The sequence below is a fragment of the Calditerrivibrio sp. genome (assembly GCF_049968475.1).
In the GTDB taxonomy this organism is placed as follows: domain Bacteria; phylum Chrysiogenota; class Deferribacteres; order Deferribacterales; family Calditerrivibrionaceae; genus Calditerrivibrio; species Calditerrivibrio nitroreducens_A.
The window spans coordinates 348,891-362,372 of the sequence record NZ_JBMFQS010000001.1 but is presented as its reverse complement, the minus strand read 5'-3'; the positions used below and the strand labels follow the sequence as shown (position 1 = coordinate 362,372).

Here is a 13,482-nt window from a genome sequence, read left to right as displayed (position 1 = left end):
GGGTTATTGCCCCCCAAAAATCTATTTTGTTATGGAAAATGGAAGCAAAGCTATAATTCTTGCTGTTTTGATTGCTGTGGCAAGTCTTCTCTGATGCTTTGTGCAGGTACCTGTAAGCCTTCTGGGAAGAATTTTTCCTCTTTCTGTGATAAACTGCCTCAAGAGAACTGAATCTTTATAGTCTATTTCTATCTTATCTGTGCAGAATCTACAGCTTTTCTTTTTCTGAAATTTTTTTCTTGCATTAAGCATTTATAACCCCCTAAAATGGTATATCTTCTTCGTTTATTTCTGCAGAGTCGTATGACCCCTCAACAATATCGTTCACATCACTACGATCTTTTTTCCATACGAGCTGAATATTTTCAGCAACTACCTCATGCTTGCTTTTCTTAACACCATCCTGTTCCCAGGTCCTATAAGACAATCTCCCTTCCACCAAAACCGAAAGACCTTTTGTGAGAAATTCCCCACAAAACTCACCCAACTTAGAAAAAGCAACAATGTCAATATAGCAGACCTCATCCTTTGTTTCATTACCAGATTTGTACCTTCTATTTACAGCTAATCCAAATCTTCCAACTGCAGTTCCATTGCCTGGAATGTATCTAACTTCCGGATTCCTGGTTACATTCCCCAAGAGGATGACTTTGTTAAAAAATCCCATAATATGCTCCCAGCTTTAAGCCTTCTCCTGAGTTGAATTTTCTTCAGCCTCAGCATTCTGATCCACAACGGCTCCATCGGCATTAACTTCCGTTTGCGGTTTTTCTTCATACCTTCTACTTCTTGGCTTGGTCATTTCATCTCTTTTCCTGAGTTTGTAGGTCTTACCATCAAGCTTCACCACCACAAACCTTAATACATTTTCGTCATACTTGAATCTGGTCTCAAGCTCACTATTAAACTTTCCGTCAGCCTTGTATTGGATAAGATAGTAGCACCCATCTTTATGCTTGTTTATGGGGTATGCCATCTTTAATTTTCCCCAGTACTCACTATTTAATATTTCTCCACCATTTGCGGAGATCAGATCTTTGAATTTTTCAAAGATAGCGTTAGCATCATCTAGCGGTATTGCAGGGGACACTATAAAAACGGTTTCGTAGGTATTCATTTTTCCTCCTTATGGTTTTTTAGCCCATAGACCTACACTGCTATGAGCAAGGATTGAATCATCTAATACATAATCAACTATTTGTCAAATATTTTTTACAAAAACCTGTTTTTAAATATTAAATACCTATTCTTTAAAAATCTGTTGAAAAAAAATTTAATCTAAGATAATTTAACGGAAATTTAAAAAAGGAGTATGTGAATGTCTGAAAAGAAGTTGCCATTTACAAAAGATCAGATTGAAAATATAATCGAGAAATACCCTACCCCTTTTCACATCTATGATGAAAAAGGGATAAGGGAAAATGCCAGAAAATTAAAAAATGCCTTCTCCTGGAATAAAGGTTTCAAAGAATTCTTTGCTGTAAAGGCATGCCCAAATCCGTATATATTAAAGATATTGAAAGAGGAAGGATTTGGAGCAGACTGTAGTTCACTACCAGAGCTTGTTTTATCGGAAAAGGTTGGTATCGTTGGGGAAGAGATCATGTTTACCTCAAATGAGACCCCAGCCCATGAGTATAAAAAAGCATATGAACTTGGAGCTATTATCAATCTGGATGATATTACACATATCAGCTATCTTGAAAATACCCTTGGGAAACTACCGGAGCTTCTCTGCTTTAGATACAACCCCGGCCCTTTAAGAGAAGGAAATGCAATAATAGGAAAACCTGAAGAGGCAAAATATGGCTTTACAAAAGCACAGCTTTTTGAAGGATATAAAATTATCAAAGAAAAAGGTGTTAAGAGATTTGGTCTACATACGATGGTGGCATCAAATGAGCTAAATCCTGATTATTTTATCGAAACTGTAAGGATGCTTCTGGAGCTGGTACTCGAGATTAACAGAGAACTCGGAATTAAATTCGAATTCATAAATATGGGTGGTGGCATAGGGATTCCATATCGTCCCGGTCAGAAAGCTGTTGATTTACAGTACGTTTCAAGCGGCATAAAAGTTCTTTTTGAAACAATGTTAAAAGGTTCTGGAATGGAAGATCTAAAGCTATATATGGAAAATGGCAGAATGATCACAGGACCTTATGGCTATCTAGTAACAAAAGCAATTCACAGAAAAAATATCTACAAAAATTATATAGGTGTAGATGCCTGCATGGCAAACCTTATGAGACCCGGCATGTATGGCGCATACCATCATATAACCATCATGGGTAAAGAGAATGCAAAGCATGACAAAGTTTACGATGTCGTTGGTTCCCTCTGTGAAAACAATGATAAATTCGCAATAGATAGGAATTTGCCGGAAATAGAAATTGGGGATATTGTCGTAATTCACGATACAGGCGCCCATGGATACGCAATGGGATTTAACTACAACGGTAAGCTTAGATCAGCAGAGCTTCTATTAAGAGAAGATGGAACGGTTGAACAGATCAGAAGAGCTGAAACAATAGATGATTATTTTGCCACCCTTGACTTTTCGAAGTTATAAGAATTAACATGGCGGGTAACCCCGCCTTTTAAATCTTATGCAAAATTTCAGTATAGCCATATTGGCAGGAGGAATGTCCAGAAGATTTGGTAGTGACAAATCACTTGCCACCATCTACGGTCAACCTTTCTATAAGCTATGCTTTGAAAAAGCCTCACGGATCACCAATGATGTCATGTTGGTGACAAAAGATATTTCAAAATATCCAGATTTAATAGGTTTAAAGAAAGTTGAAGATTTCAGTCAAAAGATACAAACACCTCTTATGGGTATCTATTCCTCTCTTTTAAATGCACTATACGATAAGGTATTCATATGGTCCGTAGATGCACCATTATTAAAAACTGAGATAATAAAAACAATCGTGGAAAAAATTGAAGGCTACGACGCTTCAGTACCAGAAATATCAGGGAAAGTACACCCATTGCTGGCTTGTTATAAAAAAGATACTGCATACAGATTACAACATTTTTTAGAAAGTGGTAACCCTAAAGTAATGACTTTTCTGGAGATGATTAAAACGAAATATATTGATGAACAATATTTTATTTGTACTGACCCAGAGTTGATATCTTTTTCAAATATTAATACAAAAGAAGATCTGTTACATCTTGAAAACAAAATCTCTATTGAAAAATGATATTTTTAAAATTATAATCTACCAATGAAATATATCCAGATTGTATCAGATGATCAAACAGTTATATAAGAGACTAAACCCATTTGAGATATTTTTGATATTATCATTACTCCTTGTTCTACTTATTACACTACTTATATATATCGACAAAAAAAGTAGCGAGAAACTAAACTTTTATGTATTCAAAACACAGGAAAAATCAATACTCAGGCTCATTACTGCTATGGAAGAAGAGCTTGCAAATCTCAATTTATTACTAAATAAGACTATACAGGATGAGACCAATATATCAAAAATTACAGACAAATTGATAATTATCAGTAATAACAAAACAATTCTGAAAAATTTTTCAGAACAATACGAAATCCATGAATCTTTCTTTCAAAAATCTGAAGATATTTTTATAGATAACATTGCAGATGTTGGTTATCTGGGTTTATACATAAAAAGAGATGATAAAATTTACATAGCCTTTTCAAATCTCGAAAAAATTATAAGTGAAAATTTATTCAGCGAAAATATCTTCATCACCTACAAAAGCGATAGAATTGTATATGCCTCTGAGTACAAAGATTTTTTTAACAAAGTCAAAGATGTAAAATCAAAATCTCAGTTTTCTATTATAAGTAACGAAGAAAAATTTGCCATAACCTCAGCGTCCTTCTACAGAGATTACAAGATATTTATTTATGCCCCCTTCAAATATTACTACACAGGATTTACAGATAAAGATGTAAAAATAGGTTTGTCAGCTTTCATATTAGGGACGATAATATTGGTGCTTCTGTTTTTGATAAAAAACTCAATAAATAGATTTATTTATGAAAAAGAGAAATTCGAAAAACTATTCCAGCTGGAGCATGAAAAATTTCAAAGAATCGTTGAGTCGATTGAAGAAGGGGTTGCCCTAATTGATAGGAATTACAACCTCATCTGGGCTAATAGCTATTTAATTAGAAAGATACCAGGTATTAAAAGCGGATTATGTTTTCTGGAGATCACAGGAAAGGGTTCAAAATGTGAGTTTTGCATGTTTGAAAAAGTTTTTGAACAAAAAAGTAGCTTCAGCATATCTACAACAAACTTTTTAAAAGAATCAAAAGGTCACTTTGAGGTAGTCTGGGCACCTCTTTTTGATGAAAAAGGTGAAGTTACCGCATGTGTAGAATTAATAAGAGATATAAGCAAAATAAAAGACCTTGAGGCACAACTTATTCAGTCAGAAAAGCTTTCTGCCCTTGGGCTTTTAGCCGGTGGTGTAGCCCACGAAATAAACAACCCACTTGTTGGGATATTGAATATTTCACAGCTTTTAGCCAGAAGATTTGATAAAAATTCAAAAGAGATGCAAATGCTAAATGTCATCATAGAAGCAGGTAAAGAAACCAAAAATATCGTTCAAAATCTCCTGGATTATGCAAGGCAAGGTATAGAAAAGCATGAAGAATTTGATATAAGAGAGTCTATAGAATTCGCCACAAAAATCTTTGGAAGTAGATTAAAAGCTAAAAAGATAACTCTAGAAAATAGATTATCCCAGCAGATAAAAGTAAAAGCAAGTAAAGGAAAAATTCACCAGGTATTTCTGAATCTTATGTCCAATGCCATTGATGCGATAACAGATAATGGTGTCATCACCATCGATAGCCTTGAAAAAGATGGCATAAAAACAATCATATTCAAAGATAACGGTACCGGAATCAAACCTGAGCATATCGATAAGATCTTTGATCCATTCTTCACTACAAAAGACATTGGCAAAGGTACAGGGCTTGGATTAGCCGTCATAAGTGGAATTATTCACGACATCGGCTGGGATATTAAAGTATATTCCAAATTTGGAGAGGGAACAGAGTTTCATATTATCATAAACCAATAAATATATTATAAATAAAGATTAAATAAAAAAATATTGTTTATTTTATCTAATTTCATTAATATATTAAGATTTCAACTTATGGAGGTAATTTTATGATACAGATGTTAGATATAAAAAGAGAATTGGCAGATATAGGTGATGAAATTAAAAAAGAGATAGATAAAAGCCTGAATGCCACCCAATTTATTCTGGGCCCAAATGTAAAAGAGTTTGAAGAAAGTGCTGCCAAATACCTCGGATGTAAATATGCCATAGGTGTTGCAAGTGGCACAGATGCCCTACATCTTGCACTAAAAGCGATAGGTATTAAAGATGGTGATGAAGTGATTACTACTCCATTTACCTTTATAGCCACAGCCGAATCTATAGTTTACTGCGGTGGCAAACCTGTATTTGTGGATGTGGACGAAGAAACTATGAATATAGACGTAAATCAGATAGAATCAAAAATCACAGATAGGACAAAGGCAATAATTCCAGTACACCTTTTTGGTAATCCATGTAATATGGATAAAATTAAGGAAATAGCAAAAAAATATAATCTTAAAATCGTTGAAGATTGTGCCCAGTCATTCGGTGCCACATACAGAGGAGTAAAAACAGGTAACATAGGGGACGTGGGGTGTTTCAGCTTTTTCCCAAGCAAGAATCTCGGATGTTATGGTGACGGTGGAATGATTACCACAAATGATGAAAATATTTACAAGACTGTTTTAGCCCTAAGAAATCATGGATCTTACGTAAGATACTACCATGAGATGATTGGATTCAACTCAAGACTGGATGATATGCAAGCTGCTATTCTCAAAGTAAAATTGAAATATATAGACAGGTTTAACAATGAAAGAAGATCTGTAGCAAAACTTTACCAGAAAACAATTGGAAACTGTGTGGGTTATCAGAAAGAGACAGCAAACGGGATAAACGTATTTCACCAGTACACCATCACAAGCGATAAAAGAGATAAAGCAATCGAAGCTTTGAAGCAGGCTGAGATTGCATCAGCAATCTATTACCCCGTTCCTCTACATCTCCAGAATGCCTTCAAATATTTAGGTTATGTAGAAGGGGATTTTCCTGTGAGTGAAAAGCTTGCAAAGACAGTTTTTTCCTTACCAATAAATCCATATCTTGAAGAATCTGAAGTGATTATAATAGGAGAAATTGTTAAAAAAGCAATTCAATAATGAAAAGTTTATTGGTGTACATATTTGTTTTAATAACAAAGTTGATATTAAAGACTATAAAATATGAGGTAATTGGTCTAGACAGATATCAGGAATTAAAAGCCAGCGGTAAGCGCGTCGTATTTGCTATATGGCACGGCCAGCTGGCGCTTTTTTATCCTATGGCACACTACTCAAAATCGTGTGGAATAGTTTCCCGCAGCAGGGATGGTGAGCTTGCCGCATCAGTAATAAAGCACTTCGGTTTTGCGTCCGTAAGGGGATCATCCTCAAAGGCTGGTGCCATAGCTATAATTGAGGCAGAAAAGTACATTAAAAATGGGTATGACATAGTGGTGACTGTAGATGGCCCAAAAGGACCACGCTTTTCTGTCAAAAATGGTGCAATATACATTTCAAGGAGATTCAATTGTCCAATAATTCCTGTAATAGTCTACATAAATAGGTATAAAATGTTTAAAAGCTGGGATAGATTTACCTTTCCTCTACCTTTTGCCAATATAAAAATTTTCCTTGGTGATCCAATAATACCAAATCCCGATATAAAAAAAGATGAGATAAAAAAAGAGACTGAATCATTAAGAAAAATAATGTTAGAGATGACAGAAAAGTATGCTAAGTTTTATTTATAATGTAATTTTACTATTACTAATTCCGATAATCATCCCATTAGGGTATATAATAGCTTACAGAAAAGGGGAATATAAAGACTATTTTGAGCGCATTGGTTTTATCAAAATAGATAAAACCATAAAAAAATCGATATGGATTCATTGTGCAAGCGTAGGTGAAGTTAGAAGCATAAAGACTCTATATACTACCATAAGAAGAGAATTTCCGGATCTTTCGATCATAATCTCCACCACCACAGCTACGGGAAAAAGAATAGCTATAGAGGAACTTCAACCTGATCTATCCATTCTTCTACCTATAGAGAATAGATGGGCTATTTCATACCTACTGGACATTTTACAATGTAAATTATTTATAATAGTTGACACAGAGATATGGCCAAACCTTATTAATACGGTACACAAAAAAATCCCCTTAATATTGATAAATGGTAGGATTTCCGATAGAAGTTTCAAAAGATATAAAATGCTAAAATTTATCTTTAAGCCATTACTAAACAAATTTACAAAAATCTTCACTAAAAGTCCTGAAGACACTGATAAATTTAAAGAGCTTTTAAACTCAGAATATAAACTGGTAACGTTAGGAAACATCAAATTTTTGAACTTTTCCCGCCCCCAAGATCTTGGGATAATACCTCCAAACAAAAGAATATTAGTGGCTGCAAGTACCCATGAGGGTGAAGAGGAACTGGTAATTGATGCATTTCTGGATATCATCGATTTAGATATATTCGACCAACTAATAATAGCCCCAAGACATCTAAACAGGATAGACTCAGTAAAAGATTTATGCACCAAAAAAGGCTTAAAAATATGTACCCTTACAAAATACAACTCTGATGTAGATGCCGTAATAGTGGATAGATTTGGCTCACTTGAGTATTTGTATTCTCTATCTTTAAAAATCTTTGTTGGTGGTTCGATTGTTAATATAGGTGGTCATAATATTTTTGAAGCTCTTCAATTTAAGAAAGTTATTGCCATAGGGCCTCATATGCAAAACTTTCAAGAAATCTTTACCCTTGCATTAAAATACAATGTCGTAAAAGTAATAGAAAACAAGAAAGAACTTATTGACTATCTAAAATCCCAATACAATAATGCTGATTTTGAAAATTTTTTCAAAGCACTTGACTTCTCTTCAAGAGAAAAACTAAAACCGATAATTGAGGAGATAAGAGATGCTATTGATTAAAATAATAGTTTTTTTATTAACCAGATGCAATCTTAAAACTCTCCATACGATCGGAAGTTTTTTAGGCATAACTATATATTACCTTCTACCCGGAAGAAGAAGAATTGCCAGAAAAAATCTTAGAATAGCATTGGGGGAAAATTTCAATGAAAAGATTCTGAAGGAAAGTTTTAAAAATAGCTTTAAATCTATGATGGAGATATTTTATACCAACAGAATAGATGAATCATTTATTGCTAAAAATATCAGATTAAACGATCTAACGTATCTAAAAGAAGCATTAGAAAAAGGTAAACCTATCTTTTTGATAACAGGCCATATAGGCTCATGGGAGTTTTTGCCAGCAGTATATTCATCAATCACAAAAGGTAAAATAGCGATTGTTGGAAAATCCACTAGGAGCAAAAAGATAGATGACATCCTCCACAGACTGAGAACTAGGGAAAATATACATTTTATTTCCCATTCAAACGCAATTGTAAGCATTCAGAGATTTTTCAAAAAAGGGATCCCGGTGGGGGCTTTACTTGATCAGGGTGGACTGGAAAAAAACTGTTTTTTTATAGATTTTTTTGGTATAAAAACCACCTTTGTAAAAGGACTACCTATTTATGCATCAAAAATCGGTGCAGTGATACTTATCGGTTTTCTCATAAGGGAAGATGATAAATATACCATCAAGATATACCCACCGATTGAACCTGCCGAAACATTGGATCAGGTGGCAGCGGCAGAAAAATTGGCGTACCAGATAAATCAAATTTATGAAGACATTATAAGGAAATACCCAGAACAATGGTTTACATTAAACAAAAGATTTAAAAGAGTTTTGGAGAATGAAAATGGAAAGATCGGTAGTATTTATTGATAGAGACGGCACTATAAATGAAGAGGCAGGCTACATCAATCATATTGATAGCTTTAGAATCTTCGATTTTGTACCCCAGGCGATAAGACTTTTGAATATCCACAACATATTAGCAATCATTGTAACCAACCAGGGGGGAATAGCAAGGAACTATTTTTCTGAAGACCTTGTAAAAGAGATACACAAAAAAATGGCTAATGACTTAAACAATAAAGGTGCAATTTTAGATGGAATCTATTACTGCCCCCACTATCCTAAAGCCAAACATCCATTATATGGGATAGATTGTGATTGCAGAAAGCCAAAAGATGGACTGATAAAACAGGCTTTTAGAGATTTTCAGATCGATAAAAATCGAATGTTTGTCGTTGGAGACAAATGGACTGATGTGGAACTTGGAGAAAAGATAGGTGCAAAAAAGATACTTGTAAGAACAGGTTATGGAAAAGGTGAGATTTTATCCAATCAAAATAATCCCATCCAACCAGACATAATAACTGAAAACCTACTTTATGCTGTGTATGAAATCTTAAGCATCTTAAAGAATAATTAAAAAATTCTCTTTTTAGAGCATAAAAAATATTTCAAATTTAAATAAAAAAACTTTTATTTCTTAACTTTTATTTATAGTTAATTAAAGAAACTTAAAATCACCTTACAAGGAGGACTTAATGTCAAAAATATTAAAAGCTTCTTTAGTGATAATCATATCTTTTTTTCTTTCCCTCGAGCTATATGCAACCACAGGAAAAGATATTATGCAAACGCAGAAAGACAGACAAAAAACAAAAAATGAATACTCTTATGAGCAAATGGTTTTGGTCAATTCTGATGAAAGTAAAGAAGTAAGGCAGGTTATACGCAAAGTTAAAGAAGTTGGCAACGATTTGCATAAAGCAATTGTTACTTTTCTTTCTCCAGCTGATATAAAAGGAACAGCCCTACTCACCTGGGAACAAAAAGACAGAGATGATGATCAATGGCTTTACATGCCCAATTTAGGAAAAATGCAAAGAATTGCAAAAGGGAGCAAGAAAAACTACTTTATGGGTACTGATTTCACATACGAAGATATGACTAGTGAAGATATTAATAATTTTAACTATACAATATTAAGAGAAGAGAATAAACAAGGTAAAGACTGTTGGGTAATTGAGGCAACTCCAGTTGCAAATTATTCAAAAGATACCGCCTATTCAAAAAGAATCTTATGGGTTTCAAAAGATGTATATGTTACTGTTCAAATAGAATTTTATGATAGAAAGGGAGAACTAATTAAAACTCAGATGTCATCTGATTTTAAAAATATCGGAGGAACTATCTGGAGGGCAGAAAAAACTATAATGAATAACTTTAAAGAAAAACATAAGACTCTTATAAAAACTATTAAAATAGATGCCTCAACAAACATTGATGAAGAAAGTTTTACAGAAAGATTTATTTTGAAAGGATTACATACTGAGCTAAAGTAGGCAAAAGATGAAAAAACTTCTGATATTTGCCAAAAATAATTACATAGCTGTATTAATAGTCATTTTTATAATCACTTTGCTCTTTGCTTCTCAGATTCCAAAAGTTGTCATAGACCCTTCATCAGATGGATTCATGATTAAAGGGGATCCAGAAAAAACTTATTACGAAAAAATAATAAAAGAATTCGGATCAGACAACAGGATGATAATTTTTTTAAAAGATAAAAATCTTTTCAGTGAAGATAAAATCAATGCAATATCAAAAGTTTTAGAAAAGCTTGAAAAATATAAATATATTTCTAAAATCGAAACTGTATATAATCAAAAAAATATAAAGTGGAGGGATGGGGGACTTATTACTGAGGATTTCTTGGACCCTTTTAACCTCCCTTCAAAAGAAGAAATATTGCAAGCCAAGCGGGATGCAATTGAAAATCCTATACTGAACAGCAATCTTATAAACAAAGATGGCACTGCAATGGCCATAAACATCATCATAGAAAAACACCCAGAAATTAAAAGTTATGACACAATTGTATCTAAAGAAATAGAATCCTATCTTAAACCACTAAATGGTGTAATCGAAGAGTATTTTCAGATAGGTGGTCCTTATTTCAAGAAAAGTTTGGTGGAATATATTATTAAAGATCAAATAAAACTCGTACCATTAGCAGTTTTAGTATTATTTATAGTAGTGATTATAAGTCTACGATCTCTTTATGGAGCTTTATCACCCTTAGTAACGGCTGGTTTAAGCGTGGTTTGGACATTTGGTTTTATGGGTTTGATTGGTATACCTATAAATATAATCACAGTTATCATTCCAGCTCTTGTTATAGTTATTGGTTCAACAGAAGACATACATATGATCTCAGAATACTTTGAAGGACTTGAACATAAACAAGATAGGCATTTTGCAATAGAATTTATGGCAAATAAGATGGGGATCGCTATATTTCTTACAGCTTTTACTACTATTGCTGGATTCTCATCAATAATAACAAATGATATTACAGTTTTAAAACAATTTGGTATAGTAACGACATTTGGTTTAATAGCAAACTTCATAATAACAGTTTTTTATACACCGGCAATGTTAAGATTAAGGGGACCATTGGAAGCTCCAACTCATTCTGATAGATCAGATTCAAATATATTTCAAAAAATAGCTAATCTTGCATTAAAAATTATATATTTTAACAGAGGTTTTGTTTTTGGAGTTGTAGTTGTAATCACAGTAGCAATAGGTTTTGGGATGAATTTTTTAAGGATTAATAACGATACCATAAGCTATTTTAAAAAAACCTCAGAGATTAGACTTAGATCAGATATAGTAAAAGAACATTTGGCTGGGGCACAAAATTTTTACATAGTTGTTGATGCTGGTAAACCTGGTGCATTTAAAAATCCACATTACCTCAAAGAAATATACAAAATAGTAAACCACCTAAATGAAACTAAATATTTTTCTAAGTCTATAGGTATAAGTGATTTTATTGCATTAGTGAACCAGGAGATGAATGAAGGTAATAAAAAGTTTTATGTAATTCCAGAAAGCAAAGAACTTATCGCTCAATATTATCTTCTGTTTCATAGAAAAGATATTGAAAACAACGTAAACGCAGATTTTAGTAAAGCTAATATTATCGTCAAACATAATTTAACTTCATCTTATGAACTTAAAAATGCTATTCAAGAAGTTCAGAATTATATAAAAAACAACGTAGACTCTTCACTAAAAATCAAGTTTACAGGTGAAAATGTACTTGTTAACGCTGCGGCAGACACAATTGCCATAGGACAGCCATGGTCTATCACTCTAATACTTTTTATAATATTTTTTATCATGTCTATATTGTTTTTAAATTTAAAAGCTGGGTTACTAAGTCTTATCCCAAATATCATACCTATATTTTTTGCTTTTGGCACAATGGGATACCTCGGCATAGATCTAAATGTAGGAACAGCAATGATAGCAGCCATATCTATAGGCATAGCAGTCGATGATACTATCCATTTGATGGTTAGATATAATTCAGAACTAAAAAGAATGAATGATCAAGATTTAGCAATTCAAGAAACAATGCATAGTGAGGTTAGAGCAGTTGTATCAACTTCTATAGCTTTAACACTTGGTTTTAGTGTACTTGTTTTATCGAATTTTTTACCCGTAATACATTTTGGGTGGCTAAGTGCAATGGTCATGGTAATTGCACTTTTAGCAGATCTAATAATAACACCTCTGCTTTTATCAAAAACAAGATTAATTACCCTTTGGGATATGCTAAACATCAAGTTGAAACAAAGTGTTTTCAATTCAGTCCTTTTTGAAGGGATGAAAAAATGGCAGATAAAAAAGCTTGTATTGTCATCGAAAATGAAAGAATTTAAAGAAGGGGAATATATTATAAGACAGGGGGATAAAGAAAGAACTTTTTATCTATTACTTGATGGAAAAGCAGATGTTTTTAGAAACATAGAAAATGGCGAGAGTATAAAAATAACAACTTTTGAAGATGGACAGTTTTTTGGTGAAATTGCCCTTTGTGGAGATATTGAGAGAACAGCAAATGTCATAGCAAAAACAAATTGTCTTACATTAGAATTTGACTGGGAATCACTGGAAAGGATTAGAAAATTTTTACCCAACATTACAGCAAAATTCTTTATGAATCTTTCTAAGGTAATGAGTATAAGGCTCAAAGAAACAACAGAAAAAATTACCAAAGGAGTATAAGTATGATGAAATACTTTTTGCCAATATTTTTATTATTTTTTGTAACTATATCATTTGCAGACGATTTTGATATCTTTAATGAAATTGAGGTAAAAGAACCAAAGACTGTTGAAACAAAAGATAAAAAATTCACAGATATTTTATTCTCAGGTATGGATTTTAACCTAGTTTTTAAATATTACCATTTCCTCAGTAATTTTGAGGATTTTCAAATTTTACAATAAAAATACAAAAAATTTTAAAGATGATATAATTATTAGCTAAATACAATAAAATTTAAAAAAATAAAACCCTCCC

Annotated in this window: 14 protein-coding genes; 11 read left to right on the top strand and 3 right to left on the bottom strand. The window is 32.8% G+C overall.

What is annotated here, in order from left to right; genetic code table 11:
* Positions 1–21: 21 nt before the first annotated feature.
* Genes rpsR through rpsF form a run of 3 tightly spaced genes read right to left on the bottom strand, consistent with a single transcriptional unit; the run spans position 22 to position 1,117 of the window.
* Positions 22–252 carry a 30S ribosomal protein S18 gene (gene rpsR, locus ACP5Q2_RS01820; protein ID WP_424604856.1) on the bottom strand — a complete coding sequence of 77 codons (231 nt, stop codon included), beginning with the start codon at positions 250–252 and terminating at the stop codon, positions 22–24.
* A 10-nt stretch (positions 253–262) separates the two neighbouring features.
* Positions 263–667: a single-stranded DNA-binding protein gene (ssb, locus tag ACP5Q2_RS01815; protein ID WP_424604855.1), complete on the bottom strand. Its 405-nt coding sequence runs from the start codon at positions 665–667 to the stop codon at positions 263–265.
* Positions 668–682: 15 nt separating this feature from the next.
* The gene (gene rpsF, locus ACP5Q2_RS01810; RefSeq protein ID WP_428096598.1) at positions 683–1,117 is read right to left on the bottom strand and encodes a 30S ribosomal protein S6; all 435 of its coding nucleotides are present in this window, start codon (positions 1,115–1,117) and stop codon (positions 683–685) included.
* A gap of 201 nt (positions 1,118–1,318) precedes the next feature.
* On the opposite strand from rpsF, the gene lysA reads away from it, so the two are divergent.
* From lysA to ACP5Q2_RS01755, 11 genes are all read left to right on the top strand, one after another.
* The gene (gene lysA, locus ACP5Q2_RS01805; protein WP_424604853.1) at positions 1,319–2,572 is read left to right on the top strand and encodes a diaminopimelate decarboxylase; all 1,254 of its coding nucleotides are present in this window, start codon (positions 1,319–1,321) and stop codon (positions 2,570–2,572) included.
* Positions 2,573–2,609: 37 nt separating this feature from the next.
* The gene (mobA, locus tag ACP5Q2_RS01800; RefSeq protein WP_428096595.1) at positions 2,610–3,212 is read left to right on the top strand and encodes a molybdenum cofactor guanylyltransferase; all 603 of its coding nucleotides are present in this window, start codon (positions 2,610–2,612) and stop codon (positions 3,210–3,212) included.
* 49 nt (positions 3,213–3,261) lie between these two features.
* Complete coding sequence (locus ACP5Q2_RS01795; RefSeq protein WP_428096592.1) at positions 3,262–5,091, top strand: PAS domain-containing sensor histidine kinase; 1,830 nt, start codon at positions 3,262–3,264, stop codon at positions 5,089–5,091.
* Positions 5,092–5,183: 92 nt separating this feature from the next.
* Positions 5,184–6,278: a DegT/DnrJ/EryC1/StrS family aminotransferase gene (locus ACP5Q2_RS01790; protein ID WP_424604850.1), complete on the top strand. Its 1,095-nt coding sequence runs from the start codon at positions 5,184–5,186 to the stop codon at positions 6,276–6,278.
* Positions 6,278–6,910: a lysophospholipid acyltransferase family protein gene (locus ACP5Q2_RS01785; RefSeq protein ID WP_428096589.1), complete on the top strand. Its 633-nt coding sequence runs from the start codon at positions 6,278–6,280 to the stop codon at positions 6,908–6,910. The genes ACP5Q2_RS01790 and ACP5Q2_RS01785 overlap by 1 nt, the downstream gene beginning before the upstream one ends.
* Positions 6,891–8,108 carry a 3-deoxy-D-manno-octulosonic acid transferase gene (locus ACP5Q2_RS01780; RefSeq protein WP_428096587.1) on the top strand — a complete coding sequence of 406 codons (1,218 nt, stop codon included), beginning with the start codon at positions 6,891–6,893 and terminating at the stop codon, positions 8,106–8,108. Before ACP5Q2_RS01785 ends, ACP5Q2_RS01780 begins: the two co-directional genes overlap by 20 nt.
* A complete protein-coding gene (locus ACP5Q2_RS01775) occupies positions 8,095–8,976 on the top strand; it encodes a lysophospholipid acyltransferase family protein (RefSeq protein WP_428096584.1) in 882 nt (293 codons plus the stop codon). The genes ACP5Q2_RS01780 and ACP5Q2_RS01775 overlap by 14 nt, the downstream gene beginning before the upstream one ends.
* The gene (locus ACP5Q2_RS01770) at positions 8,951–9,529 is read left to right on the top strand and encodes a D-glycero-alpha-D-manno-heptose-1,7-bisphosphate 7-phosphatase (protein WP_424604846.1); all 579 of its coding nucleotides are present in this window, start codon (positions 8,951–8,953) and stop codon (positions 9,527–9,529) included. The genes ACP5Q2_RS01775 and ACP5Q2_RS01770 overlap by 26 nt, the downstream gene beginning before the upstream one ends.
* Positions 9,530–9,647: 118 nt before the next feature.
* Positions 9,648–10,448 (top strand): outer membrane lipoprotein-sorting protein, encoded by an 801-nt coding sequence (locus ACP5Q2_RS01765; protein ID WP_428096581.1) that lies wholly within the window; start codon positions 9,648–9,650, stop codon positions 10,446–10,448.
* A 7-nt stretch (positions 10,449–10,455) separates the two neighbouring features.
* Entirely contained in the window at positions 10,456–13,185 is a 2,730-nt protein-coding gene (locus ACP5Q2_RS01760) for an MMPL family transporter (protein ID WP_428096579.1), read from the top strand.
* A 2-nt stretch (positions 13,186–13,187) separates the two neighbouring features.
* Positions 13,188–13,409 carry a hypothetical protein gene (locus tag ACP5Q2_RS01755; protein ID WP_428096576.1) on the top strand — a complete coding sequence of 74 codons (222 nt, stop codon included), beginning with the start codon at positions 13,188–13,190 and terminating at the stop codon, positions 13,407–13,409.
* The last annotated feature ends 73 nt before the right edge of the window (positions 13,410–13,482 follow it).